General features: G+C 59.3%; 22 protein-coding genes and 1 tRNA gene. 19 read left to right on the top strand and 4 right to left on the bottom strand.

From position 1 onward, the window contains the following. Nucleotides 1-33 precede the first annotated feature (33 nt). A complete protein-coding gene (locus H598_RS0121495; RefSeq protein ID WP_028114845.1) occupies nucleotides 34-1,332 on the bottom strand; it encodes a nucleotidyl cyclase domain-containing protein in 1,299 nt (432 codons plus the stop codon). Between the two features lie 520 nt (nucleotides 1,333-1,852). Between H598_RS0121495 and pssA the strand changes: the two genes are divergently transcribed. Beyond that, nucleotides 1,853-3,193 carry a CDP-diacylglycerol--serine O-phosphatidyltransferase gene (pssA, locus tag H598_RS0121485; protein ID WP_028114844.1) on the top strand — a complete coding sequence of 447 codons (1,341 nt, stop codon included), beginning with the start codon at nucleotides 1,853-1,855 and terminating at the stop codon, nucleotides 3,191-3,193. Between the two features lie 178 nt (nucleotides 3,194-3,371). Continuing rightward, entirely contained in the window at nucleotides 3,372-4,562 is a 1,191-nt protein-coding gene (locus H598_RS0121480; protein WP_028114843.1) for an amino acid aminotransferase, read from the top strand. 17 nt (nucleotides 4,563-4,579) lie between these two features. Here H598_RS0121480 and H598_RS0121475 read toward each other — a convergent pair whose 3' ends face one another. Beyond that, on the bottom strand, nucleotides 4,580-5,500 hold the full coding sequence (locus H598_RS0121475; protein ID WP_028114842.1) for a glycosyltransferase family 2 protein: 921 nt from the start codon (nucleotides 5,498-5,500) through the stop codon (nucleotides 4,580-4,582). Between the two features lie 253 nt (nucleotides 5,501-5,753). Between H598_RS0121475 and H598_RS0121470 the strand changes: the two genes are divergently transcribed. From H598_RS0121470 to H598_RS0121400, 15 genes are all read left to right on the top strand, one after another. After that, a complete protein-coding gene (locus H598_RS0121470) occupies nucleotides 5,754-6,899 on the top strand; it encodes a glycosyltransferase family 4 protein (protein ID WP_028114841.1) in 1,146 nt (381 codons plus the stop codon). After that, on the top strand, nucleotides 6,896-8,251 hold the full coding sequence (locus tag H598_RS0121465; protein ID WP_028114840.1) for a polysaccharide biosynthesis protein: 1,356 nt from the start codon (nucleotides 6,896-6,898) through the stop codon (nucleotides 8,249-8,251). The genes H598_RS0121470 and H598_RS0121465 overlap by 4 nt, the downstream gene beginning before the upstream one ends. Then, nucleotides 8,248-9,576, top strand: a complete 1,329-nt coding sequence (locus H598_RS0121460; protein ID WP_028114839.1) for an O-antigen ligase family protein — start codon at nucleotides 8,248-8,250, stop codon at nucleotides 9,574-9,576. The genes H598_RS0121465 and H598_RS0121460 overlap by 4 nt, the downstream gene beginning before the upstream one ends. Then, nucleotides 9,573-10,244, top strand: a complete 672-nt coding sequence (locus tag H598_RS0121455) for an acyltransferase (RefSeq protein WP_028114838.1) — start codon at nucleotides 9,573-9,575, stop codon at nucleotides 10,242-10,244. The genes H598_RS0121460 and H598_RS0121455 overlap by 4 nt, the downstream gene beginning before the upstream one ends. After that, on the top strand, nucleotides 10,234-11,349 hold the full coding sequence (locus tag H598_RS25220; RefSeq protein WP_051252937.1) for a glycosyltransferase: 1,116 nt from the start codon (nucleotides 10,234-10,236) through the stop codon (nucleotides 11,347-11,349). Before H598_RS0121455 ends, H598_RS25220 begins: the two co-directional genes overlap by 11 nt. A 104-nt stretch (nucleotides 11,350-11,453) precedes the next feature. After that, nucleotides 11,454-11,834 (top strand): hypothetical protein, encoded by a 381-nt coding sequence (locus tag H598_RS0121445; RefSeq protein WP_156897143.1) that lies wholly within the window; start codon nucleotides 11,454-11,456, stop codon nucleotides 11,832-11,834. Further along, nucleotides 11,824-13,266, top strand: a complete 1,443-nt coding sequence (locus H598_RS0121440; RefSeq protein ID WP_028114836.1) for a GumC family protein — start codon at nucleotides 11,824-11,826, stop codon at nucleotides 13,264-13,266. The genes H598_RS0121445 and H598_RS0121440 overlap by 11 nt, the downstream gene beginning before the upstream one ends. After that, nucleotides 13,263-14,354 carry a glycosyltransferase gene (locus tag H598_RS0121435; protein WP_084144586.1) on the top strand — a complete coding sequence of 364 codons (1,092 nt, stop codon included), beginning with the start codon at nucleotides 13,263-13,265 and terminating at the stop codon, nucleotides 14,352-14,354. Before H598_RS0121440 ends, H598_RS0121435 begins: the two co-directional genes overlap by 4 nt. Continuing rightward, complete coding sequence (locus tag H598_RS0121430) at nucleotides 14,345-16,111, top strand: sugar transferase (RefSeq protein ID WP_028114834.1); 1,767 nt, start codon at nucleotides 14,345-14,347, stop codon at nucleotides 16,109-16,111. Before H598_RS0121435 ends, H598_RS0121430 begins: the two co-directional genes overlap by 10 nt. A gap of 174 nt (nucleotides 16,112-16,285) precedes the next feature. Then, on the top strand, nucleotides 16,286-16,600 hold the full coding sequence (locus H598_RS0121425; protein ID WP_051252936.1) for an STAS domain-containing protein: 315 nt from the start codon (nucleotides 16,286-16,288) through the stop codon (nucleotides 16,598-16,600). Further along, on the top strand, nucleotides 16,597-17,442 hold the full coding sequence (locus tag H598_RS0121420) for an OmpA family protein (RefSeq protein WP_084144585.1): 846 nt from the start codon (nucleotides 16,597-16,599) through the stop codon (nucleotides 17,440-17,442). The genes H598_RS0121425 and H598_RS0121420 overlap by 4 nt, the downstream gene beginning before the upstream one ends. After that, nucleotides 17,442-19,538, top strand: a complete 2,097-nt coding sequence (locus tag H598_RS0121415; RefSeq protein ID WP_028114831.1) for an SLBB domain-containing protein — start codon at nucleotides 17,442-17,444, stop codon at nucleotides 19,536-19,538. Before H598_RS0121420 ends, H598_RS0121415 begins: the two co-directional genes overlap by 1 nt. Continuing rightward, entirely contained in the window at nucleotides 19,535-20,194 is a 660-nt protein-coding gene (locus tag H598_RS0121410) for a P-loop NTPase family protein (protein ID WP_028114830.1), read from the top strand. Before H598_RS0121415 ends, H598_RS0121410 begins: the two co-directional genes overlap by 4 nt. Next, the gene (locus tag H598_RS0121405) at nucleotides 20,191-21,705 is read left to right on the top strand and encodes a SpoIIE family protein phosphatase (protein ID WP_028114829.1); all 1,515 of its coding nucleotides are present in this window, start codon (nucleotides 20,191-20,193) and stop codon (nucleotides 21,703-21,705) included. Before H598_RS0121410 ends, H598_RS0121405 begins: the two co-directional genes overlap by 4 nt. Next, nucleotides 21,671-23,095, top strand: a complete 1,425-nt coding sequence (locus H598_RS0121400; RefSeq protein ID WP_028114828.1) for a sigma-54-dependent transcriptional regulator — start codon at nucleotides 21,671-21,673, stop codon at nucleotides 23,093-23,095. The genes H598_RS0121405 and H598_RS0121400 overlap by 35 nt, the downstream gene beginning before the upstream one ends. On the opposite strand, the gene H598_RS25215 is transcribed toward H598_RS0121400, so the two are convergent. Beyond that, a complete protein-coding gene (locus H598_RS25215; RefSeq protein WP_051252935.1) occupies nucleotides 23,046-24,104 on the bottom strand; it encodes a glycosyltransferase family 4 protein in 1,059 nt (352 codons plus the stop codon). The two genes, H598_RS0121400 and H598_RS25215, sit on opposite strands and share 50 nt — an antisense overlap. Nucleotides 24,105-24,220: 116 nt before the next feature. On the opposite strand from H598_RS25215, the gene H598_RS0121390 reads away from it, so the two are divergent. Continuing rightward, nucleotides 24,221-24,559 carry an Hpt domain-containing protein gene (locus H598_RS0121390; protein ID WP_028114827.1) on the top strand — a complete coding sequence of 113 codons (339 nt, stop codon included), beginning with the start codon at nucleotides 24,221-24,223 and terminating at the stop codon, nucleotides 24,557-24,559. A gap of 1 nt (nucleotide 24,560) precedes the next feature. On the opposite strand, the gene H598_RS0121385 is transcribed toward H598_RS0121390, so the two are convergent. Then, a complete protein-coding gene (locus tag H598_RS0121385; protein WP_169629333.1) occupies nucleotides 24,561-25,418 on the bottom strand; it encodes a gluconeogenesis factor YvcK family protein in 858 nt (285 codons plus the stop codon). A gap of 150 nt (nucleotides 25,419-25,568) precedes the next feature. Here H598_RS0121385 and H598_RS0121380 point away from each other — a divergent pair. Further along, nucleotides 25,569-25,642, top strand: a tRNA-Cys gene (locus tag H598_RS0121380). Nucleotides 25,643-25,764: the final 122 nt, after the last annotated feature.

Below are 25,764 nucleotides of genomic sequence, written 5' to 3'. Positions count from 1 at the left end.
GCTCTCCCCTGGCTGGACCATTTTTGATACTGGTTAATTAGTTATAGCAACTTCTTGATTATTTGCCCCATTTGACAGCCAAACCGTGGCGTTATCGCTGTCCAGTACCTGCTCAATATCGCTGTCCCAGCTGGTGATAAGACGAATTTTTATCTGGTAACTGCGACAAAAGTCAGCGTGTCGTAACGCCGGAGCCAGTTTTCGGTTTATCTTGTCGGCAATGGCCGTTAGCTGGTTGCGGGGGACCTCGCCCTGGTTGTCGAAGCAGGCCGTCAACAGCACCAGTCGATGCCCCAGTTGGGCCACGTAGTCCTCCTTGCGAACCACCGACTGCACCAGTGGCAGGGTCAGTTGTTGCAGCTGTTCGAGTGCCTGTTCAGGGTCAGTCAAAGTGTCGCTGAGGCCAAATTCAATGAACAGCAGCGCCGCCACCTCCTGTTTGCGCTGTAACCTCGCCAGTTCTTGCTCGAGTCGGTGGGCCAGTTGCTCTGGCGGGTTGTCGCTGTCCGGCTCGTCGCCATGAAGGGGATCGTGCACATGGATAAGAACGCCATCGGCCAACGACGCCAGCGACAGCGTCAGCTGTTTGTGGCCACCATCGGCACTGTTCCAGTGCTGGCGCAGGGACAATGGTTGTTCCCGGCAAACCGCCAGGTGGCTGGTGTCCAGGCTGGAGAATAGGGTGCTCACCGGTTGCAACAGCAGCGCATTGAGAGGACTGCCGAGCAATTGACATAAACCCGGAGACGCCCAGGCCAGACGCTGGCGGTTGTCGACGTAGGCCATGGCCACACTGGGGTGCTGGGTGATCTGCTGCAGCTGCAACAGCTCTCTGGATTGACTGTGGTGACGCTTATCCTGCGCCACTTGCCGCATGGCGGTCGACATCAGGGTTTTGGGCAACCGGGATTCGTCCACCAACAGGTGGTGCAGGGCAATGAGGTGATATTGTCGATGGTCGATGGCATCCCCCAGCCGCTGGGAAAAATAGGTTCTGGCCGGCAGTTGTTGCAGCAGTCGCCAATGGGGATAGCGCTTGAGGTTGTTGCTGAATACCTGAAAGTCCGCTTGCTGGCCATCGGGGTAGAGCAGGCGGCAGGGGCTTTCCTCCAGCGGGTAGGAAAACACCGCTTTGGGTTTGCCCGCCTCACTGAGTACTCGCAGGTGAACCTGATGATGGTCGACCTCGGCCAGTGCCACCCAGGGCCAGCCTTGAAGGCGGTACAGGCAATGGGCAATTTGATGCACCAGCGCGGTGCCACTGGCGGGCTGGGCCATGCGCCGCCACACATCGGCCTCTTTGACCTTGTCCTGAAGAAGTTGGTTATCCATCACCCCCCCCATTGTAAGCCATTGATAGTTAAACTTTAGTCTAAAATTGCCCGGTTAGGGAAGGGGCACGGCTTGATCCTAGCTTCAATCATTGCCAATAATGAATCTGGGTTCAACAGCAAAATAGGGAGCATGCATGAAATCCGATCTCAAATTGGCGCTGATCAGTTCGGCCGCCATCTTGTCCGGCATCCTGTTGATGGGACTGATCGCCATCAACTACGCCTGAGGACACCGTCGAGGTGGTGTAATTTTCACCCCGCCATGGCCGTTGCCAGGTGCAGTCATACGGTGTTCCGTGTGACCTGGCTCCCTCCCTGATGCCATACTGTTCAGTTATTCAACATTTAACGTCCAACTTTTTCTTCAGCACTTGCCCGTCAATCAAGGGTTTGCTTTACTAGCTTGCTAAATCCGTTCGCCGATCCCCCGGGGTGGCCAACGTTAGCCTATTCACACGGGACGCCCCTGGCGGCGGCCCGTGGCCATTTCTATTTGGAGTATCGTCATTATTATGAAAATGACGCCTTCTACGGTGCAAAGCTGGATCAGTGAACTGCCGGGCGCGCAGCTTAAGGCTGAGGACGTCGAGATCCTGCTGGAGACCGCCGATTTTAAAGCGCGCCTGCTCGAGGCCATCAAGCGGGCCGGCAAGCGCATCTACCTGGCGGCACTGTACCTTCAGGATGATGAAGCCGGCAGGGAGATCCTGCACGCCCTGTTCCAGGCCAAACAGGCCAATCCGGAACTGGACATCCACCTGCTGGTGGATTTTCACCGGGCTCAGCGTGGCCTCATTGGTAAGGGCCCCCAAGTGGGCAACGATGAGTTTTATCGCAACACCGCGGCCCAGTATCAGCATGGCATCGAAATTCACGGCGTTCCGGTCAAGAACCGCGAGTGGATGGGGGTGCTCCATCTTAAGGGCTTCGTCGTCGATGACACCGTGTTCTACAGTGGCGCCAGCATTAACAACGTCTATCTGCACCAGTTGGATCGTTATCGTTACGATCGCTACCATTTGATTCAGTGCGCCAAGCTGGCCGATGCCATGGTCAACTACATGCGCGATAACCTGATCGACAACAGCGCGGTATCGTCGTTGCTCAGCAATGACATTCCGTCGATGAAGCAGTTGAAGGTGGCGGTTCGCCAGTTGCGTCAACGCTTGTCGCGGGCAAAATACCGGGTGGTGAACGACGAACGCGGACCGCTGATGGTCTACCCTCTGGCCGGTCTGGGCCGTACCGACAACCAGCTGAACAAGGCGATTGAGCGTTTGCTGGCGTCGGCGCAGAAAAAGGTGTTTATCTGCACCCCCTATTTCAACCTGCCCAAGCCACTGATGGCCACGGTCAACAAGTTGCTGAAGCGGGGAGTGGAAGTGGTGTTGGTGGTGGGAGACAAAACCGCCAACGATTTCTACATTCCGCCGTCGCAGGAGTTCAGCCCGGTTGGGGCGTTGCCTTACCTGTATGAGCAGAATCTGCGTCGGTTTGCCAAACGTCATAAGCGAGCCATCGCCGATGGTTTGCTGAATCTGCATCTGTGGTGGCACGACGACAACAGTTATCACCTCAAGGGAATGCAGGTTGACGATCGCTACTACCTGTTGACCGGCAATAACCTCAATCCACGAGCCTGGGCGCTGGATCTGGAAAACGGCCTGTTGATCGACGATCAGCAGCAGCAACTGGCCGATAAGTTCGCCCGCGAACAGGAGACGATCCTGACTCATACCACGCGAGTGGCCAGTTTCGAGCAGTTGCAGACGCTGAATGAGTACCCGGAGCCGGTGAAAAAGTTGCTGAAACGATTGCGGCGGGTTCGCGCGGATTTGCTGCTAAAACGGCTGCTGTAAATTGGTTTTTGCCGAAGCGGGTTGACGCCCGGTTATGGTGTAATAACCACAAATGTGATTACCCCGGTTGTTGGTGCGACCGGGGTATTTTTTTGCCGCATAAAACCGGCCGCTGTCTGCCAATGTGGTCATGAAGATGGTATAAATACAGTCACCTTTCCGTCTTCGAAGTAGCACAATGTTTGAATCTATTCCTCAGGCTCCCGCCGACCCTATCCTTGGCCTCAATGAAGCTTTTAAAACCGATCCCCGTGCCAGTAAAGTGAATCTGGGTGTTGGCGTATACAAAGACGCTCAGGGCACCACGCCGGTACTGCGCTGCGTCAAGCTGGCGGAAGCCAAGATTCTGGAACAGCAAAAGACGAAGAGTTACCTCTCCATCGACGGACTGCCCGAATACGCGGCGGCGGTTCAGGCGCTGTTGTTTGGTGCCGACAGTGACATCATCGCCACTCAGCGCGCCCGCACCGCTCAGGCCCCGGGTGGTACCGGTGCACTGCGAGTGGCGGCGGACTTTATCTTCAGCAATCTCGATACCCGTAAGGTCTGGATCAGCAACCCCAGCTGGGCCAACCATGCGCAGATCTTCCAGGCGGTGGGGTTTGAGGTGGCACAATACCGCTATTACGATGCCGACGCCAAGGGCCTGGACTTTGAAGGGATGAAAGCGGATCTGGCGGAAGTAGAAGCCGGTGATGTGGTGATTCTGCATGGCTGTTGCCATAACCCCAGCGGCATCGACCCGACCGCGGAGCAGTGGTCCGAGTTGGCTGCCATCGCCTGCAGTAAAGGTTGGCTGCCTCTGTTTGACTTTGCATACCAAGGCTTTGCGGTAGATGTGGAACAAGATGCGACAGGTTTGCGTCTGTTTGCCGATGCCATGGAAGAGCTGATGGTTGCCAGCTCCTTCTCCAAGAACTTTGGCCTGTACAACGAGCGCACCGGCGCCTTTACCCTGCTGGCTCAAACCAGTGAAGCGGCCAACAGCGCCTTTTCCCAGGTGAAGAAAGTGATTCGTGCCAACTACTCCAACCCACCGGCCCACGGAGCCATGGTGGTGGCGACCATCCTGGCCGATGCCGAGCTCAAAGCGATGTGGCTCGAGGAGCTGGCTGAGATGCGGGCCCGGATCAAAACCATGCGACTGGAGTTTGTGTCGCAACTGAAGGCCGCCGGTGTGGCCGGCGATTTCAGTTTCATCGAGCAGCAAAATGGCATGTTCAGCTTCTCAGGTCTCAACCCGGATCAGGTGGCGGCGCTGAAAGAGGAGTTTGCCATCTACATCGTTCGCTCCGGTCGCATTAACGTGGCGGGCATGACCGAGGCAAATCTGCCTTACCTGGTCAGCGCCATCGCTTCCGTCATCTAGTCGACGCCCCCGCTGGGCTATTGGGCCCAGCGGGCGGGTTTGGCGACCGCCAGTATCCCGCCTTTTAGCGCTGCCAGCAGGTGGCGCACTCCCTGATAGTGAAACTTCAGTCGCAGTGCCTGCCACTGATAGGCGCACGCCTTGGCGAACATTCCCTGTTCCTGATAATACTCGGCGTAGTTGCGGGCCAACCCGGCTCGGGCGCTGTCGACGGCGTCGTCGCTGTGGTGGGCCTGATGTCGGTCGATGATGCGCTCGACGGCCTGCAGGCGTTTGAGCCTGGCACGGGTTATGGAGCCGGCGCGCATCAGATAGTCCATCTGACACTCGGGCTCCACCACGCACTCTCCGGTGCGGATCAGCTTCAACCACAGGTCCCAGTCTGAAGCGGATCGCAACGTTTCATCGAAACCACCGCACTGGCGCAGGGCCTGAGTGCGAGCCAACACCGTTGAGGTTCCCACCACATTTTCCGCAAACAGTTGATCGCCGCTGAGGCTATGCCAGGACTGGCGGCCATACTCGGGCCAGTAACTAAAGCAGTCGATGATGGGCCGGCGCTGCTCATCGATGTGCAGATAGTTGCTGATGCAAAATGTCGCATCCGGGTTGGCCGACAAGGCGGCCCACTGCCGAGCCAACTTATCGGGGTACCAAAGGTCGTCGGCGTCCAGAAAGGCCACCCAGTCACTCTGACACAGCTGCAGGGCGGCATTCCTGGCGGCGGATGGACCAACATTTTCCAACCGCAGCGAATGCAGGGCGGGGTGGCGAGGGCGCTGTTGCTGCAGCCACTCGGCGGTGCCGTCGCTGGAGCCGTCATCCACCACCCACACCTCCTTTACTCTCAAGCTTTGGGCCCAGATGCTGTCAAGCGCCTGGGGCAGGTACTCGAGGCAGTTGTAGCTGGGAATGATGACGCAGATGCTTGGTTCCATAGTGACTCCTGAACTCACCGACAGTGTTATCGGAACTGCAGGAAGGATGCCAAAGTTATCTTATTGATTTATTGGTAATTGTTTAAGGGCTGCTCGATTTGCAATGATTTGGCCGTTGAGTGCTCTGGCGGCCGTTGCAAACTGCAACGGCCACCGCGCCACCGAGGAAATAGTTCTTTTTATTCAATAGGTAAGCCTGTTGGCGTGGTTTTTGTATCAAGGGAGTCAGACCTTGCCTGATTCGGAGCCGTTCATGAAAGCCATTGCCTACGTCATTCCCAGCTTTCCTGTACTGACAGAGACCTTCGTGGTCAACGAAATGAACGCCATGACCAAGCTGGGTCATCGAATCCTGCCCATCGCGCTGGAGTCTGCCGATGCCATCGACAGTGCGTTGCACCAGGCGTGGATGACCCGGGTGGTGCCACCGGCACCGCTGGGCAGCAAGGTGGCGCTGGCGATGGCTCAGGCTGTCCTGACCCCGGCGGTGTGGCAATTTTTGCGGGAACAACAGGCCTTTCCCCGCCGCAGCCTGCTGTTGATGGCGGCCCGGGTTGCCGCCCAGGCCCGCGGCTGTGATCACCTGCATGCGCATTTTGCTCAACACACGGCGGCAGTCGCCATCGTCGCCGCCCGCATTCTTGGCATCACGGTGTCCTTTGTTGGCCATGGTGCCGATGTCTACGCCCACCCCCATGATTTGCCGGTCAAGCTGCGCAATGCGGACCTGTCGGTAGCGGTGTGCCGGGAGATGCGGCAGCTGTTTGAGGACCAGGGCGCCAGCCAGGCGGCGCTGATCCCCTGCGGCATCAATACGCAACTGTTTACGCCCGGCGATGTCCCGAGCAGGCGCAAACGGCTGTTGTTCATCGGTCGCCTGGTTGAGAAGAAGGGGTTGGATACCTTGCTGCAGGCGTTGGCACGCATCGATGACCCGCAGTTGCAGCTGGACATCGTCGGTGACGGCCCGTTAGCGGCGTCCTATCGGGCCCAGATTGAGGCGCTGGGGCTTAAGTCGGTACGGTTCCTGGGGGTTCGCAACCAGGATTGGCTGGCCCAGCATGGCCACCGCTATCTGGGGCTGGTGGCGCCGTTTCGTATCGCCGGCAATGGCGATCGCGACACCGGTCCGCTGGTGGTCAAAGAAGCCATGGCCATGGGATTGCCGGTGATCACCAGCAACATCATGGGGCTAAAAGAGATCGTCAGTTGCCGCACCGGTTTTCAGGTGGCGCCAGACAACCCCGGCGCCCTCAGTCGTGCCATCCGTAAACTGACCGCGTTGTCTGACGCTCGCTACCAACGCATGGCGTTGCAGGCCAAGTGGCGGGCACGCCGACTGTTTGATGTCGAATTGCAGGCCAAACGTCTGTCTGGTTGGATGGAGTCGCTGATATGAGCCGGTCAGCGGTGGTGTACTACGCCGTTGGTGGCGTGACCCAGAAGGCGCTGGGTCTGCTGATGCTGCCGGTGACCGCCTCCCTGCTCGGGGTGGCGGCCTTTGGTCAGCTGGGTCTGCTGGTGGCGGTGGCGAATGTCGGTAGCCTGGTGGCGTCGCTGGGGTTGACCGAATGTTGTCAGCGCTATGCCTCGGATGCCGCCATGCTGCGCCGCATTCAGGCATTTGGCTGGCGCTATGGCTGTGCACTGTTGCTGCTGTCGCCACTACTGGCGTTGGGACTGGCCCGGCTGTTGCCCGGTGATTTGCATTGGCTGTGGTTGCAGCTGTTGCTGGCGAATCTGGCCATGGGGGGCTGGTTGGGGCTGCGACTGGTGGCGCTGAGAATCAATAACCGGCCGCAGCGCTTTTTCTGGGTCATCGTGTCGATGTCGGCCCTTCAGACCGGCCTGTCGCTGCTGTTGCTGCTGGCAGGCATGGGGGTGGGCGCAGTGATGCTCAGCGGGGCGGTGGCCACCGCCACCATCCTGATCTGGGATGCCCGGCCGATGTTGATGCGTGCCGCCCGCAGCCCGGTCGGTCCCTGGCGCCCCATCGTGGGCTATGGACTGCCACTGGCCCTGTCCACCGGCATTACCTTTGTGCTCAACGGTTACGAACGGCCCTGGCTGGCAGAGGCCGTTAGCCTGGAGGTGTTGGGGGCCTACGTTCTGGTGTGGCAACTGAGCCTGCTACCCGCCTATGCCATGGAGCCGTTTATGCTGTGGTGGGGACCGTTGCGGCATCGATTGGCGGATCGCAACGAGTCCGTCATCCTGGCGCGGGTGACTGCCGCCGGGGTAGCGCTGTTGGTGGTCGCCATCGCCTTGGCCGCCACGGCGATCCCGCTGGCGTTTCCCTGGCTGTTTGATGCTGCCTATCAGCAGGGCCTGCAGTGGCTGCCGGCGCTGCTGCTGATCACTCTGCTCAGGCAGATTCCGGCTTTGCTCAGCATCGGCGTCTATCACCGAGCCACCGGCAATCTGGCACTGATGTTAAATGCAGCAATCATGTTACCGGCGCTGGTGCTGCTGCCGTTGGCGATCATTGTCGCGGGGTTAACCGGCCTGATTCAGGCCATGACCCTGCTGATGGCCATTCGGGCCATGCTGTTCTATTGGGTTAGCCAACGTCAGCTGCGTTTGCCGTATTCGACTGTGGGATTACTGGGCCTGAGCATCGCAACGGCGATGGCATTGTGGGCCGGGCATCCGGTTTTGTTGCTGGCGCTGGCCAGTGTTGCGGCTGCGTATGCCATCAGGACGCTGAAAACCGGTACCGTAACGGTAGCGGCGGCGCAGTGGCAATCATGATAGGCGCCTATCCATTGGGGATCGCCCTGTTGAGCGCCAGCTTGATTGCGGTGGGGGCTTGGCTGAGTCCGCTGCTGTTGCTGGCCGGCTGGCTGTTGCTGCCGGCGCTGATACTGGCGCAGCGCTGGCCAGTAATGCTGTGCGTGTTGTTTGTGTTGTTTTCCGCGTTTCGTCTGCATGAACTGAATCCGGCGCTATTGGGGTTAAGGATTCCGCAAATGCTGGCGCTGGGGTCGTTGGCGGTGCTGTTTTGGCAGGTGGGGGTGGTGCGTCAGACTCGCATCTATCTGTACCCCGAAGGCCGAGTGTTATTGCTGCTGTTTGCGTTGAGCACCATCGGGGTGGTGCTGGCGACCAACCGGCCATTGGCGGCCGCCTACTGGAGTGGCAACTGGGTCAAGGTAGTGCTGATGTGCTTTACCGTCTCCTGGTTGATTCAGAGCCGTGCCCAATTGCGGTGCGTGGCCTGGCTGATCATTGTGGCGGGCAGTGTCGTTGCCGTCTGTGCCCTCTACAACAGTGCCCATGGCCTGGAGGTGGTGGAGGGCACCCGGGTCACCATTGGCCGCAGTTGGGGCTCCACCCTCGGGGACCCCAATGATCTGGCGCTGGTGCTGCTGTTGCCATTGAGCTTCGCCTTCAGTCGAGCCCTGTACGGCGGCAAAGGCGCCCTGGTCGCCGGGGGGATCATGCTGGTGCTGGTGATGGCGATCATCGCGACTCAGAGCCGTGGCGGCCTGCTGGGGATCTGTGGCGTTACTGGCAGCCTGGTGTTGCGGCGATACCGGTTACCGCGCTGGGTGTGGCTGTTGGCACCGGTGCTGATCATGGTGTTGTTGATGCTGGCCGGTATCGATCAACGTCAGTCCGGCGGTGCCGCCGAATCCGGCATCGATGAATCCGCCATGGGCCGCCTCTACGCCTGGCAAGCGGCCGCGTCCATGGCCTGGACCCATCCGGTTTTCGGGGTCGGTCTGGATAACTTTCTTGCCAACTATTTTTTCTATTCCCCCCACTGGGATGGCAAAAGTCATGCCGTCCACAGTACCTGGTTTCAGGTACTGGCCGAGGTAGGGATCGTGGGGCTGGTTCTGTTTGTCGCCTTCTATGTGGCGTTGTTGCGCCGCTCTCGCCAGTTGTTGCAACGGGTCCGGGAACACTGGGAGGCCAGTTGTTGGGCACTGGCGTTGTACTCAGGGCTGGTGGGATTTGGGATCAGCGCCACCTTCTTAACTCAGGCTTTTACCTGGCCTCTGTACATCCTGGCCGCCTTGCTGTGGGCGAGCTGTCGAATTGAATCTGAACCTGTGAGGCAAATACCATGACCGCTTTTGCAATCAAACAATGGCTTAAGCCCGCCTATCTGGTGATTCGCCAGTGGCAGATTCCGCCGATAACGCTGGTGTACCGGCCGTTATTCTGGGTGTTGCAGGGAGGGCGCACGCTGTGGTCCGGTCTGCTTCGAGTGCTGATCTGGACGCCGATGTTTCGCAGTCGGGTGTCGGGTGGGCAGGGGTTGTATCTGTACGACGGCATGCCTCAGGTGCTGGGCCCGGTTGAGGTGACGCTGGGCCAGGGGTGTCGAATCAGCGGAGTCAGCACCATCTGCGGTCGCCCCGGCAGCAGCCTGGAACTGGGCGACAACATCGATATTGGCTGGCAGAACACCATCGCCTGTGGCACGCGCGTGATCCTGGCCGATAACGTCAGGTTGGCCGGAAGGGTGTTTCTCGCCGGCTACCCCGGTCACCCACTGGAAGCCCGGGCTCGGGCACAGGGGTTGCCGGAGTTGCCGCACCAGGCCAGAGCAATCATCTTGGAGCAGGATGTGTGGGTGGGTACCGGTGCCATCATCCTGGCGGGGGTCACTGTCGGACGGGGCAGCATTGTTGCCGCCGGTTCAGTGGTCAGCCGCGACGTACCGGCAAATGTTGTGGTGGCGGGCAATCCGGCCCGAATCGTACGAAACCTGGAGGTGGGTGATGAAACCTAAAATGGTGGTCTTCGGTGAGGACTGGGGTCGGCACCCCTCAAGCAGTCAACATCTGATACGGGAATTGTCGGCGCACTTTGAGGTGGTGTGGATCAACTCCATCGGTCTGCGTCAGCCCCGATGGCAGGATGCCGCCCGCTTGGTCAGCAAAGGGGTGGCACGGGCACCGAAGCGGTGCCAGGCTCCTTTTGAGGTGATTGCCCCCAGGGTCTGGCCTTTGGCCCAGTCTTCCTGGTTGCAGCGCCTCAATCATCGCCAGATGCAGCGCGCATTGGCCGACGTTGGGCCGGTGGACTTTGTCTGGTGTGCGTTGCCCAGCGCCGAGGCCTACCTGGATCTGTTTCCTGGCGCTCGGGTGATCTACTACTGCGGTGACGACTTTGGCGGCCTCTGTGGTGTGGATCATGAGCCGGTGCTGCAGGCTGAGCAGCGGTTGCTGCAACGGGCCGAGTGGGTGTTTTGCGCCAGTGAGGTCTTGGCTCGGCGCTTTGACCATCCGGCGGTATCCGTCGTGCGTCATGGCGTCGACATGCGTTTGTTTAGCCACTCCCGACCTCGGCCCAAAGCGCTACCGAAAGGACCGGTGCTGGGCTACTACGGCTCGCTGGCGCCCTGGTTGGACTACGGGTTGCTGGATACGCTGACCACGGTATTGCCTGAGTGTCAGCTGGTATTGATTGGCGATAACCACAGTTGCCCCGGAGCGCTGCTGGCCAAACCCAATGTCCATCACCTGGGACGTCTGCCCCACGATCAACTGGCGGCCTATGCTCAGCACTTCGATGTGGCCTTGCTGCCTTTCCTGCAAACCCCTCAGATCGCCGCCTGTGACCCCCTTAAGTTGCGGGAATACCTGGCTGCCGGTGTGCCCGTGGTGGGCACCGATTTCGATGCCGCTCGCGACTATGCCTGTGGGGTGCAGTTGGCAACGACACGGGAGGAGTTTGTCGCCATGGTACTGATGAGCCTGATCTCCCGGCCGAGTGTGGCTGAGATTCGCATGCAGGTGCTGGGGCAAGGGTGGGGCGATCGCGCCGACCAGATTCGCGGCAAATTGCAATCCGGCCGTTGCAGACTGCAAGCTTCGACCAGGTTCACTGCTTAATTCTTTGTTTTTAGTGGAAATTTAATTGTGGCGTGACTCCTGCATTGTATTGACGAAGCGGTGGTGTCAATCACCGCAGTCGCGAAACTCAAAGGAGGTGCGCCGTGAGACTGTTTTTGGCAATGACTTTGCTGCTGGCACTGGCGGGCTGCAGTTCGACCCCCAACTCCAAATCGAAGATGTTATCGACGGCCCAACAACAGGACCCCCAGGTGATTCGTGTGCTGTGGCGCGGCGAATCGGGTCTGGTGGCCCTGTTGCAGCAGCAGATGACGCCGTCGTTGTTTCGCTCCCCCACGATTAAGGTAGACGTTGGGTCGGTCGACGATGGCCCGGACTGGGCGGCGGCCTACCAGGCTCAGAACCGACTGGCGCTGGTGATCGAATCGCTGCGGACCCTGGGTTATCAGGGCCAGGTTCAGGGCCGCTATCTGCCCGACAGCCGCGACGGTGAAGTGGTGCTGAGGATGGCCTATGGCGGTTGAATGGGCGTACTTCTATCTGTATCGGTTCTTGTGCCATTGCTGGCACTGGCGTTACTTGATTGTGATTCCGGCGTTGGTGGTGGCCGTGGCCATGGCGGGGCTGTCGGCATTCAGCCGCACCCAGTATCGCAGTTCGACCTCGTTGTTGTTGCAGGAGTCGGCACTGGCCAATCCGTTCCTCAAGGATCTGTCGGTGGAGGTCAAGCTCAAAGAGCGCATCGCCGGCCTTAATGCCCTGCTGCATTCCCGCTATGTGATGGCCGAAGTGGCGCAGGAGACCGGACTGGTGACTGAGGCCACGCCAGCGGCAGAACAGGAGATGATTCAGCAGCGGCTGTCCCAGGCCACGCAGATGGAGCTGGTGGGCGATGCGCTGGTAAAGCTGTCCTTGGTGTGGCCGGATGCCGCCGAAGCCCGGTTGCTGCTGAATGCCATCAGCGAGAGTTTTCAAAAACGCCTGATGGCACCGGGCCAGCGGGCGGTGGACAACTCCGAGATCTTCCTTAAGACCCAGTTGCAGCGCCAGGAGCAGGCGTTGGCGGAGGTGGAAACCAAGTTGGCGGCATTTAAGCAGGAGCACGCCAGCCTGCTGCCGGGTCTTCTGGGGGCCACCAACATGGCGCTTCTGGAAGCGGAGACTCAGATCCGCACCAAGCGCATCGAGCTGGAAGGGGCCCAGGCCAGGCTGGCCGGCCTGAAAACCCAGCTCAGCACCGCCAACCCCATCGTCGGTGAAATTGAAAAGCAGATCGTTCGCACTCGGGCACAGCTGGCCATGCTTAAAAGCCGCTATACCGCCCGACACTCTAAAGTCCGGGGCGTGCAGGCCCGCATCAATCAATTGCAGCAGGAAAAACAAAAACTGATGACCGCATCGTCGGTAGATACTGAGCGCCACCTGGACGAACTGTGGCAGCTGGCGACCTCGTTTGAGCCCGATCAGGCCGACGGCGGTGAACCCAGGTTGCTGGTGTCTCAGTTGCAGCAACTGCAGGAGTCCAGCAATCAGGTGGCCACCCTCAAGGGCGAGCTGGAGGTGGTAACGCAGCACAAGCAGTCCATTTTGGCTCGCATGGGCCAAAGTGCCGATGTCGAGCGGGAACTGATGGAGCTGGAGCGACTGGCAGAAGGTCGTCGCCTGCTGTACCAGGAGCTACTGACCCGCTACGAGAAAGCGCAGGTTACCGGCCAGTTGGGTCGGTTTGAGGCGCCGGATAAGGTGCGGGTGATCGACCAGCCCAACTTACCCAAGCGGTCCATTAATCGCCCCTGGTGGCTGAATGGACTGCTGGGGTTGTTTGGCGGAGTGGGATTCGGACTGGCCATGGTGACGGCCAGTATGTTGCTGGACCGACGGGTGTACCACAAACAGCAGGTGTTGCAGCTGGGGTTGGGGCCGGTGTTGGTGAAGTCGTCTTTAGGAGGAGCATGATGTCGAAACCGGTGTTAGTCCAATTGGTACAGAAAATGGTGGTTGGCGGCCTCGAAGCCATGGTGATGACCCTGGGTGATCAGCTGGAGCGAGATTATCAGGTTCACTACCTGTCGTTGGAGGGGGACAAACAGCAACTTGTGGCAGATTGGCCAGTATTGGGGCGGTTACAGCGCTTTGAAACCCTGGCTAAGCCCCAGGGGGTGTCGGTTTCCACCGTGGTGGCATTGAGGCAGTGGCTGCGTCGACACCGGGTTCAATATCTGCATACCCACCATGTCGGTCCGTTGCTCTATGGTGGTGCTGCCTCGGTCGGACTGGGGATCAGCCATGTCCATACTCACCACGATGGCTGGAGCCTGGCGATGCCCAGGGTCAAGATGATGACCCGCTCGGCACTGCGGCTGTTTGCCCCCATCAGTGTCGCCGATGCACCGCTGGTGGCGGATCAGTTTCGCCAGGCTGGCTGTCGCATCGATTGCGTGGTCAACAACGGCATCGCCATGGGCCGTTTTACCCCGGGCAATAGTCAGCGGGCACGGCGTCATTTTGGTTTGCCCCTGGATGTGGATTTGGTGGGCACCGTGTGTCGGCTGGAAAAGATAAAACGGGTAGACCGGTTGATTCGGGCCCTGGTGGCCTTGCCTGAACGAGTACACCTGGTGGTGGCGGGTGAGGGCAGCGAGCGGGTTAGCCTGGAGCAATTGGCGCGCCAGCTTGGGGTGCAGCAGCGTTGTCACTTTCTGGGTCGGGTGGATGATGTGCACCGCCTTTACCGGGCACTGAACCTGTTCGGGTTGGTCAGCGACAACGAGGGTGCCCCCATGAGCTTGCTAGAGGCGCAGGCCTGCGGAGTCCCGGTTATCGCCTCTGACGTAGGTAACTGTCGCCATATGGTGTGTACCAATATGGGGCGCATGGTTGCCTTGGGCGCCCAGTCAGAGGTCATTGACGGCATTGACCAGTTGTTGCGCCGCCGGGATCGGCACCCGGCCAAGTTGCGCCAGTTTGTCCGCCAGACCGGCAGTGATCGGGTTATGGCCAACCACTACCACACACTGTTTCAACGGGAGTTACCATGTTGCTGATGACGCTGTTTTTGCTGCTGACGCTGCTGTTGGCCGTTCACTTGTTGGTGTACCCACTCTGGATGAAATGGTTGGCCAGCCGGGCCACGGAGGACGGGCCGTTTGTGAGTGGAACGGATCCGACCCAGGCGGACCTGACCGTGGTGATTCCCTGTTTCAACGAGGCCCGTGAGTTAGGGTTCAAACTGGACAACCTGTTGCAGCAGCGCTATCCGGTGCAGCGATGGCGGGTTGAGTTGATTCTCGACGGTTGTCGCGACGCCAGTGCCGAGGTGGCGGCCGAGTACCAACGCCGGTTTCAGCAACAGGGGATCGGATTTACCCTGCATAACCACCACCACAACCGCGGTAAGATTCACCGTCTGAATCAGCATCTGCAGCGACTGAAACGGCAGAGTCAATTGGTGGTGTTGTCCGATTGCTCGGCACTACTGGCTCATGATGCGCTGGCGCGGATAAGCCGGGCATTTGACGATGACCGCCTCGGCGCCCTCTGCGGCCGTTACCTCCACGGTACCGACAGTCGCCTGGCCGGCCATTGGGCCCGGCTCAACCGCAATCGGCAGGGGGAGGCGATGCTAGGCGCGGTGATGGGGGCAACCGGTGCTCTGATGGCGCTGCGACTGGCCCCTATCGAACCCTTGCCATCGGGGTGTGTGAATGACGATTTTGAGTTGGTGATGCAGGTTCTCAGGTGCGGCTATCGGGCGGATTTCGCACCACAGTTACGGGCCGTGGACATCGCCCCCAGGGCCAATGAAAACCTGTTTGGCCAGCGGGCAAGGATTGCGGCCGGCAACCTGGCGCAGTTGCCGTCCTTGCTGGCGACCCTGCCTTCTCTGTCGTTAGCGGCTAAAATGGCGGCCATTTCCGGCAAAGGGTTGCGGGCATTGTTACCGCTGATGTTGCCCCTGTGGGTGCTTAGCGGCATGGGGGCGGCACTGATGCTGCCAAATGGGGCAGGGGCGGTGGCATTGGCAACCTCGTTTGCGGTGCTGTTGGCCGCCTATGCCGGTTTGCGCCCCAAGAGCCGGGTTGGCAATCTGGCTCGGGCAGTGACCGGAGCCTGCACCGGAGCATGGTGCCACTTGGTTGGCGTTCGAGTGGGCTGGCGCCAGCGTCTCAACCAGGACTTTCAGCCCGTGGGGGTGAAGCGAATTAAACGGGGCATCGACCTGTTGGTATCGATGCTGGCGTTGTTGCTGGTGTTGCCGCTGTTTCCGCTGATTGCCCTGGCGATCAAGCTGGACTCCCCCGGCAGCGTATTCTACCGCCAGATGCGAGTCGGTGCCCGCTACAGCGATCGTACCGAGCTGTTTTATGTCACCAAGTTTCGATCCATGACCAGCGACGCCGAGCAAGCCGGCGCACGTTGGGCTAAGCCCGGCGACGCTCGGGTGACCCGAGTAGGGCGGCTGTTGCGGGCTACTCGTCTGGATGAGTTGCCGCAACTGTTTCAGGTACTCAAGGGCGAAATGTCCATCGTTGGGCCTCGGCCCGAGCGGCCGCAGTTTTGTGGCATTTTAGACCAGCAACTGCCTTACTATCTCGAGCGCACCTATGAATTGCGTCCGGGTCTGACCGGCTTGGCTCAGGTCAACCAGTCTGGAGACACCAGCATCGATGATGTGAAAAACAAGCTGCTGTTTGATCATGCCTACGCCGCCAGTCTCGGCGGTTTCAAAAGCTACCTGGCCATGGAAGCGCAGATCCTGATGCGGACTCTGTGGGTGGTGGTTTCCGCCAAGGGCCACTAAGCCTGTCGGCGGTTCCCGTTCTGCAAAATCGCCGTTGCAGAATGGGAACCTCGCTCACCAATCAAGTTTATCTCACTGTATTTATTGAATATTCAATCTTGGCACTGCTGTTGCAGTAACAGGGGCAGAGGAGCGGCATTAGCCCTCCACTGAACCAGGCAACGGGAGTGCACTATGGCGATTCATCTTAATGACAGTCTGAACCCGAAAACGGTATTGGCGCCGGCACAGTTTGATATCGACAGTGTGGCTGGCATCAAGGAGCAGTTCGAGGAGTTGTTGCAAGAGCCCAATCAGTTGGTGGTTATCGACCTGAAAGCCACGGAGTTCATCGATTCCTCCGGGATCGGTGCCATCATCTTTCTTTTTAAGCGCCTGAAGCGGCAACAGCGAGTGCTGCAACTGGCCGACGTTCATGGTCAGCCAAAGCGGATATTGACCATGCTGAAGGTGGATAAGGCGATCGCGTTTACCGGGGAGCAGTCATGATGAATCGAGTGAGCTGCGCCTTGGTGCTACTGCTGGCTGGCTGTGCCCAATGGCCCGAAGAGGGCCAGGGCCAGATGGCCGCAGAGGGCACCCCGTGGGACAGTTATCTGCTCTCCCCGGCATTTTTACAGGAGCACCAGGCGCTGAGGCAGCGTGTGGTGGAAGCGCAGACCGGGCTGGACCTGCTGCGGCTTCGCGGTGCCGTGGCCTGTTTGCCGGAACGCCAATACCAGGCCGAGCAGCGGCTGGGGCAGATTCGCGGTGAGTTGGCCGAGGGCCTGTATGCCGATGCCAGTGAACAGTTGCTGATTCTGGAAGATCAGATTCATCGCCTCGGTGTTCGCTTGAATTACATCACTCAGCACATGGGCTGTGGTGGTGCCCAGTCGGTGGCGGCCACCGCTGCGACTGGCGCGGCCTTTGATCCCATTGCCGCCGGCCTGCTGCAGTCTGAGCAGTTTGCCCTGGACCGGGATGAGTTGCTGCCGGAGTTTCAGGTGCGGTTGCAGCAATTGGCGCAGGTGTTGCGAGACAAGCCTCAGTGGCAACTGACGATCACCGGTCATACCGACAGTCAGGGCGATCCCCAGCACAATCAGGCCCTGGCACTGCGACGTGCCAATGCAGTGGCGAGCCTGTTGCAGGCCAACGGCGTTGCCGCTGGCCAACTGCGGGTGGTGGCTGCGGCAGACGCGATGCCATTGGCATCCAACAGCGATCGCAGCGGCCGTCTGGCAAACCGTCGGGTTAGCTTTGAGTTGATGAGTCAGCCCGTGATGTCTGAGACATCCTCGGCCGTCCTGACACTGAGTCAGTGGCCCGAGTCGTTTCGGAGGGAGTAATGATGATGCGCCTGCTGATGGTCCTAATCCTGCTGACTCTGCCGTCGTTAAGCGTTGCCGATGACAGCGCCAGAGAGTTGCAACCCGGCGATGCGGTGGTGATCATCATGCCAGGCGAGGTTGACTTTGAGCAGCCGTTTACCCTGGATAAACTGGGAAAAATCCGCTTGCCGGAGGTGGGCAAGGTCAACCTCAGAGGCAAGACTCTGGCTCAGGCGCGTAGCGCCATCCAACTGGCTCTGTCGACGGTGTACCTTAACCTGGACCAATTTGACGTCGAGCTCAGTCAGCGGCAATTGCTGATTCGAGTACTGGGCTACGTCCAGGCCCCTGGGGAAGTGCTGTTGCCGGCCGATGGCAATGTGCAGATGGCAATACAGGCTGCCGGGGGATTACGTCCCGGTGCCCAGCTGGATAAGTTGCAGGTGCGTCGGGGAGAGCAGCGGCTGAGTTTCGACTACAAGGCCTACCTGGACAGTGGCGACGAGACCCTGTTGCCCAAGTTACAGACCGAAGACGAGTTGTTTGTGCCGGCGTCGCCGCTGACCGGCAACGTCGAGGTGAATTTCGATGCCCGCTCGTTGATCGCCGGTGGCGATGGCGGTGGCGATGCCGACTCCATCACCCTGTTTGGTGAGGTGCGTAATCCCGGCAGTTTCGCGTTAAAGGGCACCATGAGCATCGTCGATGCCCTGATGCGGGCCGAGGGGGTTACCCGCTATGCCGACGTCAGCCACATTCGGGTGATCAGCGGCAACACGCCTTACCTGTTTGATCTCAAAACCTACCTCGATGAGGGCACGGCGGAGATGTTGCCACCCATCGGCGCTGGAACCCTTATTTACGTCCCGATTCAGGTGGATGTGGTCTCCAACACCCAGCGTACCGTGTACGTTATGGGGGAGGTTCAGGCCCCGGGGGCCTATGAAACCGGCGATAACGTGACCTTCCTGGATCTGTTGGCCAATGCCGGCGGCCCGACCCGGTTCGCTGAGACTCGCAACATTCGCTTGTTGCGCCAGGACCAATCGGTGGTGGAGGTGAACCTGTTGTCCTACACCGAGAACCAGGCAAACGGCCGGTTGCCGGCCATCGAGCCCGGTGACGTGATTTTTGTGCCGGAAAAAACCGACGTTAACGAGAAGTCCTGGCTGAAGATCCCCTCGGATAAGGCGATCAAGATCATCGGTGCCATGAATCGACCCGGACGCTATGAATGGGACGATGGCATGTCGTTTCTCGACCTGTTTGCCCACGCCGGTGGCCCCTTGCAGCATGCCAACCTGGCGGAGATTGAGATCGTTAAAGAAAATGGCAATAAACGGCTGTTTGATTTAGATAAGTTCATTAAACAAGGGGGGGATTATGCGAGCCTGCCCACCCTGGTGGCCGGCGATACCGTGGTGGTCAATGAGCTGCCCTGGGATCCCACCGACAATAAGTCGACCTGGGTACGGCAGAGCCCGGAAAGCTCCATCTACGTGTTCGGCCAGGTGGAGTCGCCGGGACGGTACGCGTTTAACGACCAGCTCGGCTTCCTTGATATCCTGGCGGCGGCCGATGGCCCCACCGATGAGGCGGATCTTGGCCAGATTCGCATTACCCACCGCAATGGGGCCACCAGCCGGGTGACCCAGCTGAATCTGGCCCGCTATTTTGAGACCGGTGATGAGAGTGTGCTGCCGCAGGTGGTCCCAGGTGACACCATTTTCCTGCCCCAACGGGAACGAAAGTGGCTGGAAAAGCCGTCGGAGCAGGTGGTGCGTCTGATGGGGGCGGTACGAAAGCCGGGCCGGTACAGTTTTGACAACTCCATGAATCTACTGGATTTGCTGGCGGAGGCCGGGGGGCCGTCGGACAACGCCTACATCGAAAAGATCATCGTGGTTCAACACAGCTGTTGCGATCCCCAGGCTCGAGTGTTTGATTTGCAGGCCTTCGTAACCGATCCGGATTACGCTCGAATTCCTTTGGTGAGGCCGGGTGACACCGTCTATGTGCCCAATGAGGATCAGTCTAATTGGCGCATCTTTATCGACGGCGTCCGTGACGCCCTGAGCATAGTGGCATTGTTTGCATTGGGAGCGGCAATATGAGCGACAATCAAGAACAGACGTTCTCGTCTCTGGCCACCATGGTCAGTTGCCAGGGCATCAACCAACTGGCCATCGTGTGTGCCGGCCAGGCGCACTCGACTCAGACCGCGGCCGCGGAGTTGTGTCGGCAGTTAAGCCGCTGCCAGCACCACAGCCTGCTGGTGGACATGGGGTCGCAACAATCGTCTGTTGCCAGCCGCTGTTTAAGCCTGGACGACATCTCTTGTCATACCTTGATCGAGGAGGAGCAGGTGTTCGACCAGCTGGCGCTGACTCTGGAAGGAGGCCAGCGTTTGCATGCGCGCAGTGTGGTTGATGCGCTGCTTCGATGGCAGCAAAGTTACCGCTGTGTGGTGTTCAGCTGCGATCACTATGCCGGAGCCGACGCCCTCAGTGTTCAGGTCGGCTGTCGCCATGTGGTGCTGGTGGTCTCGGCCGGCCACACCACAGAGACCGAGTTGCAGGAGTTTTCTCAGGCTGCATCCCATTATGGCTTGACGGTGCTGGCGGTGGTGATGGACAACGGCGCTATGCCCAGGCTGGGAAAGTCGTTGGCGGCCTCCATCTCGGCGCGTGCGCACCGGTTGCCGGGATGGTGTGACCGAATCGTCCAGTGGTTGTCGCACAGCCCCTACTGCAACGGAGAATGGCGATGAAAGCCTTGCTGCTGACCCTGCCGGTCGATGGCACCCGTGCCGGTGTTCGCCAGGCTAGAATCGAGCTGACCCAGGGGCTGTGTCGCCTCGGGGTGGTGGATTCGGTGGCCGAGCCGGTGCTGACGGCGGTGTCCGAGTACCTCAATAACCTGGTCCAGCATTCCCGTCACCAGGTCGAGGCCATACAGATCAATCTGTACCGGCGTCCGGGATCGCAATACTTGCTGCAGATCGAGGACAATGGCCCGCCGTTCGTGTCCCTCAATCGTCGCCTCAGTGACGCCCGTCGTCTGCCATTGACGTTCGCCGAGTCGGCCATGGGCCTGGGATTGATCGGCCACTGTGTTCCCCGAGCCCATTACCGCTGGCACCATCAGGCCAATCTGTTTGAACTGCCGTTTTCCGGTCGGCCGGTGCACGCCACCATTCTGGTCATCGATGACGATCGCAGTCAGTTGGCGGTGATCAACGCCTGGCTGTCGCCTCGCTATCGAGTCATCTGCTGCAGCAGCGTCGCCCAGGCCCAGAGTTGGCTGGAGCAGGAACCGGTGGACTTGCTGCTGAGCGATCTGCACATGCCCGGTGGCGATGGTCTTACCTTGCGGCATTGGTTGTGTGCCAAGCCCGAGCGAGCGGCATTGCCATTTCTGGCCATGAGCAGTGACGCCGAGGGCGAACGCATGGCCGAGTTGGCGGCGTGTGGTATCGATGAGGTCCTGACCAAGCCCCTGTCCGCCGCGCGCCTGACACAGAGCATTGAGCGGGCGTTAATTCGTCATCGGCAGCTTCTGCAAATCAATGAGCAGCAACTCGAACAACAACTGACCCGTCCCCTGAGCCCATGCTGCCCGCCAGATACCGCCAGGCTGTCGTTTAGCCTTAGGCATCAACCTAAGAGCCTGGGGGGCGGCGACCTGTTGATCGATCATTACCAGCAAGACGGCACTCGAATGCTGATGTTGGTCGATAGCCAGGGCCATGGCGTCAGCGCCAAGCTTATTGCCCATACTACCAGCGGCCTGATTCACTCCATTTTGTCTCAGCAGCCCTGGCGCCCCGGCCCGTTGCTGGCAAGACTGTCCGACGCGTTAGAGTGCTGTGATCATGTGCCGGACGCGGCGGCAACGGCGTTGGCCTGCCTGGTCGATGCCGATGGCGGTTTGATTCTGGCGGCGGCGGGACATCCGCCACCGCGGCTGCTCGGCCGGGGCGTCAATCAGGACCTGAGGGTGGAGGGACCACTGCTCGGACTAGCAAAAAATCAGCAATATCAGGAATTTTCATACAGTCTGGACGACAATTCGCGTTTGCTTTTCTACACTGACGGTTGGCAGGAGAGTTTTTTGACATTTCCTGAGATTGGATTTCAGGAAGACCCTGAATCTATGATAGAAATGTTATGGCACCTGGGCAATGATGCCTTTATGGATGATGCCACATTACTGCTGGTCGGATTGGCAAAGAGGGAGCTTCGCGATGACCAACCCCATTCAACGAGTGTTATTGATTGAAGACACCGAATCTCTGGCTAAGGTGTATAAAGCCTATCTGAGAGACAGCGGAGTGGTGGTGGAACACGTGACCACCTTTGCCGATGCCAAGATCAAACTGGCCAATCAACTGCCGTCGCTGGTGTTGTTGGATCTGAATTTGCCAGATCACGACGGCATCGAGATTCTGCGCATGCTTCACAACAGCGGTTGCACCGTTCCGGTTATTGTGATTACCGCCCATGGTTCGGTAGAGACCGCCGTCGAAGCGATGCGACTGGGGGCTTACGATTTCGTCAGCAAGCCGGTGGAAGCACGGCGATTGCAGGTTACGGTCAACAATGCCCTCAGTTTCTATGCGTTGAACCGGCTGGTGGATAAGTACGAGACTCAGCAGAGCCGGGCCGGTTTCCACGGTTTTGTTGGCGCCAGCACGCCGATGCAGGCGGTGTACCAGATGATCGAACGCAGTGCCGACAGCCGTGCCACGGTGTTTGTGCTGGGTGAGAGCGGTACCGGCAAAGAGCTGTGTGCCGAAGCCTTGCACCAGGCCGGCAGTCGTCAGAGTCAACCCTTCGTGCCGCTGAACTGCGCCGCCATTCCCAAGGAGTTGGTGGAAAGTGAGTTGTTTGGTCATGTCAAAGGCGCGTTTACCGGGGCCCAGAAAGATCGTCAGGGCTGCGTTCAGGCCGCCGACAAAGGCACCCTGTTTCTGGATGAGATCTGTGAAATGGAGCTGGATCTGCAAGCCAAGTTGTTGCGCTTTCTGCAATCCGGCAAGATTCAGCCCGTAGGCAGCGATACGCTGATTGATGTGGATGTGCGGGTCGTCTGTGCCAGCAACCGCGATCCCTGGAAAGAGGTGGAAGCGGGTCGGTTTCGGGAAGATCTCTATTATCGACTGCACGTGGTTCCCATCACCTTGCCACCGCTGCGGCGACGGGGCGACGATGTGCTGTTGCTGGCCAAACGCTTCTTGCAACAGTATGGCGGTGAGGAAGGCAAACGCTTCGTCGGCTTCAGTCGCCAGGCGGAATGGACCCTGAGTAAATTTGGCTGGCCAGGCAATGTGCGCCAATTGCAGAATGTGATGCGCCAGCTGGCGGTGATCCACCCCGGCGGTAAAGTGGCCCAGGAAGACTTGCCCGCACCGCTGAACCAGGTGGTGTGTGAGCCCCCCCAAGACACGCCCGCCCAGTTTCAGTGGAGCCAGCCTGGGGAGGACGCCAGCGTGACGGTTGCAGCGTCTCCCGCCGACGTGGGTGCGCCGCAGTCGCTGGCGGACATCGAGCGTCAGGCCATCGAAGAGGCCATAGCCCGCTGCGAGGGTAACATCACTCAGGCCGCCGGCTTGTTGGAAGTCAGCCCTTCAACCATCTATCGAAAAATGCAGGTCTGGCAGCAGGCATAGATTGTGCCGCCTGACGATACAGGGACAGGTAGCGGGCCAGGGTGTCATTGCCATGCCAGTCTCGTTCCACCCGAGCCCGAGCCTGCTGGCCCAGTTGGTTGCGTTGCCGGGGGCTGAGACGGGCAAATTGGTGGATGGCGTCGATCATTGCCGCCTGGTCACCGGCGTCAATCAGTGCGCCTACCTGATGGTCTACCAGTTGTGCCAGGTCGCCGACGTTGTAGGCGATGATCGGCAGTTGCGCCGCCATGGCTTCCAGCGCCGCCAGCGGCAGGCCTTCGAACCGGGACGGCATGATCACCAGGTCCAAATTGGCCAGGTGCCGGCCGATATTGTGGACATGACCGTGGTCGCTGAGGGTACTGGCATCGATGTTCACGGACAGGGGCCCCTGGCCAAAGCTGTGCCACTGATACTGGGGCAGTTGTCGACTGAGGCGACAGAAGCGATCGAAGCCCTTGTCCCGGCAGTAACGGCCGATGAAGCCCACCCTCAGGGTGGGGCTCACGTTTCGGGGTTCGGCGGGGCTCAGCGACACGAAATTTCGAATCACCGGGCAGGGTCCGGGTACCTGATTGGCAATGGCGCGGGAGACCGCCACATTGAGACTGAATCGGGCGCTGCCTTTATCGAGGCGATTGTACCAGGCCAGGCGCCCCTGCCCAGGCTCTCCGGCATGAAAGGTCGTCACCGATTGAGTGCCACTGAGTCGGCAGGCGAGCCGGGTCATTAGGTTGGCTTTGTAACCGTGACTGTGTAGCACCCCTTGGTGAGACAGGACTGCCAATTGACGTAGCTTACTCAGGCTACTTCCAGAGAGCTCGGTAAAAGGGATCTTTTGCAACTTGAGTTGCGTTTTGAAACTAGACTCTGAATACGCCGACAGCAGCACCAATTGGCAGGGCACCCCTTGCTGCTTGAGCCTGGTGAAGAGCTGGCACAGGTGAGCCTCGATGCCGCCGAAGTGGCGGCCATCTATCACCAGTTTTACGCTAGGGGCAGGGGTCATATTGGTCTCCCGGTTGCTGCTGCTATGTCGAATTGCCAATCTGCCGCCGTGATGAAAGCGGCTCATGGCACAGAGGTTGCAAAGTTAATGCCAGTGACATTTAACAAGGAGAGGTTATGGCGGAAATACTCAATGAGCGTTGCATCGACAACCTGGCCAGTGACGCCGGCTACGATCTGCTGGAAGAGTTGATTACGGTGTTTATCGATGAGATGGCCCACCGCGAGGTGCAGGTGCAGCAGGCGAGCCTGTTGCAGCAGTATCAGGACTTGGCCCACAGCATTAAGGGGTCGGCCATGACCTTCGGTGCCGAGGCGTTGGCTGAACTGGCCAAAGAGGTGGAATCCCGGGCCAAGGGCGGCGACAACGACGTGAGTGAACGAATGCCGGCGCTATTGCAGTGTCTGGCCCAGACCCGCAGTCGATATCAGGGCTACCTGGACCAGCTCAGCTAGTTCAACGTAGGCACAGCTCCTGCAGCGCTTTTCCCAGTCGAATGGGACAGTGATAGCGCTGTTGCTCGGCCAGCAGCGGCCGGTGCCAATGGTTGGGTTTGTCGAAGGCGTCTTTGCTGTGGCTGAGCAGGTGGTCAATCTGCACCCCGGTCAGGGTTTCAAACAACTGCTGCTGACGCTCAGGAGAGAGGTCGCCGACACAGCCGCTCTCGGCCGCCAGGTTGCTGATGAGGATGGTACGAGCCTGGCTGCGATTGACTGCACGCTGAATTTCGGGCACCAGGCAAGGGGGCGCCAGGCTGGTGAGTAAGCTGCCGGGCCCTATCAGAATGCGTTCCGCTTGCATCAGTGCGTCTACCGCCGCAGAGGGCGCTTCGACGCTGGGGTGCAGCTTTAGTGCCGTTGGCAGGCTGGATGCGTCGTCGACCGTGGTTTCGCCCATCAACTGTTGGCCGTTGGCAAACCGGGCCATCAGTTGTGTGGGGTGATCGGACATCGGCAACAATGTCTGTTTGACGTCCATCAGGCGACACAGCACCTCAATGGCATCACTGGGGCGAACACAGAGGTTATCCAGAGCCAGCAACATTAGGTTGCCGAGGTTGTGGCCATCCAAATCCGAGTCATGATCGAAGCGGTAGTCGAGCAGCAGTTTACCCAGGTGATCATCGGCAACCAGGTTACTGAGGCAGTTGCGAATGTCGCCATAGGCGATGCCGCCAAAGGTTTGCCTCAGTTTGCCGGTTGAGCCGCCGTTGTCGGTGGTGGCGATGATGGCCGTCAGGTCATGGGGGTAGGGGGCCATGGCCCGCAGAACCCGGCTTAGGCCATGTCCCCCTCCGATTGCGACGATTTTCATGAAATCCCTGTCTATTAGTGCATCGTATTCCGTTGAATAATGACTCATTATTGCGTGACTTCAAAATAAATGAGTCAAAATCTCTGTGGCCACTTGAACCCGCGACCGGCATTTGCTTTAATGCGCTGCGTTCAAACACCATTGAACACTGGCGCGTTGGCAGAGTGGCTATGCAGCGGATTGCAAATCCGTGGACCTCGGTTCGACTCCGGGACGCGCCTCCACATTTTACGAGAAACGGCAACCTTAATCGGGTTGCCGTTTTTTGTTGTGGCCTGGCAGCGAGTCTGATGCTCTGATGCAGGAAACCATCCGTGGACCCCAATCATGGCACCGCTCGACTCCG

This window comes from Ferrimonas kyonanensis DSM 18153 (assembly GCF_000425405.1).
Classification (GTDB): Bacteria; Pseudomonadota; Gammaproteobacteria; order Enterobacterales; family Shewanellaceae; genus Ferrimonas; species Ferrimonas kyonanensis.
Note: the sequence above shows the minus strand (reverse complement) of the source record. Positions and strands in the feature narration are given on the sequence as shown.

Excerpts from the sequence above, each read along its gene's own strand:
- H598_RS0121495 (WP_028114845.1), bottom strand. The coding sequence starts at position 1,332 with ATGGATAACCAACTTCTTCAGGACAAGGTCAAAGAGGCCGATGTGTGG.
- pssA (WP_028114844.1), top strand. The coding sequence starts at position 1,853 with ATGACGCCTTCTACGGTGCAAAGCTGGATCAGTGAACTGCCGGGCGCG.
- H598_RS0121480 (WP_028114843.1), top strand. The coding sequence starts at position 3,372 with ATGTTTGAATCTATTCCTCAGGCTCCCGCCGACCCTATCCTTGGCCTC.
- H598_RS0121475 (WP_028114842.1), bottom strand. The coding sequence starts at position 5,500 with ATGGAACCAAGCATCTGCGTCATCATTCCCAGCTACAACTGCCTCGAG.
- H598_RS0121470 (WP_028114841.1), top strand. The coding sequence starts at position 5,754 with ATGAAAGCCATTGCCTACGTCATTCCCAGCTTTCCTGTACTGACAGAG.
- H598_RS0121465 (WP_028114840.1), top strand. The coding sequence starts at position 6,896 with ATGAGCCGGTCAGCGGTGGTGTACTACGCCGTTGGTGGCGTGACCCAG.
- H598_RS0121460 (WP_028114839.1), top strand. The coding sequence starts at position 8,248 with ATGATAGGCGCCTATCCATTGGGGATCGCCCTGTTGAGCGCCAGCTTG.
- H598_RS0121455 (WP_028114838.1), top strand. The coding sequence starts at position 9,573 with ATGACCGCTTTTGCAATCAAACAATGGCTTAAGCCCGCCTATCTGGTG.
- H598_RS25220 (WP_051252937.1), top strand. The coding sequence starts at position 10,234 with ATGAAACCTAAAATGGTGGTCTTCGGTGAGGACTGGGGTCGGCACCCC.
- H598_RS0121440 (WP_028114836.1), top strand. The coding sequence starts at position 11,824 with ATGGCGGTTGAATGGGCGTACTTCTATCTGTATCGGTTCTTGTGCCAT.
- H598_RS0121435 (WP_084144586.1), top strand. The coding sequence starts at position 13,263 with ATGATGTCGAAACCGGTGTTAGTCCAATTGGTACAGAAAATGGTGGTT.
- H598_RS0121430 (WP_028114834.1), top strand. The coding sequence starts at position 14,345 with ATGTTGCTGATGACGCTGTTTTTGCTGCTGACGCTGCTGTTGGCCGTT.
- H598_RS0121425 (WP_051252936.1), top strand. The coding sequence starts at position 16,286 with ATGGCGATTCATCTTAATGACAGTCTGAACCCGAAAACGGTATTGGCG.
- H598_RS0121420 (WP_084144585.1), top strand. The coding sequence starts at position 16,597 with ATGATGAATCGAGTGAGCTGCGCCTTGGTGCTACTGCTGGCTGGCTGT.
- H598_RS0121415 (WP_028114831.1), top strand. The coding sequence starts at position 17,442 with ATGATGATGCGCCTGCTGATGGTCCTAATCCTGCTGACTCTGCCGTCG.
- H598_RS0121410 (WP_028114830.1), top strand. The coding sequence starts at position 19,535 with ATGAGCGACAATCAAGAACAGACGTTCTCGTCTCTGGCCACCATGGTC.
- H598_RS0121405 (WP_028114829.1), top strand. The coding sequence starts at position 20,191 with ATGAAAGCCTTGCTGCTGACCCTGCCGGTCGATGGCACCCGTGCCGGT.
- H598_RS0121400 (WP_028114828.1), top strand. The coding sequence starts at position 21,671 with ATGACCAACCCCATTCAACGAGTGTTATTGATTGAAGACACCGAATCT.
- H598_RS25215 (WP_051252935.1), bottom strand. The coding sequence starts at position 24,104 with ATGACCCCTGCCCCTAGCGTAAAACTGGTGATAGATGGCCGCCACTTC.
- H598_RS0121390 (WP_028114827.1), top strand. The coding sequence starts at position 24,221 with ATGGCGGAAATACTCAATGAGCGTTGCATCGACAACCTGGCCAGTGAC.
- H598_RS0121385 (WP_169629333.1), bottom strand. The coding sequence starts at position 25,418 with ATGAAAATCGTCGCAATCGGAGGGGGACATGGCCTAAGCCGGGTTCTG.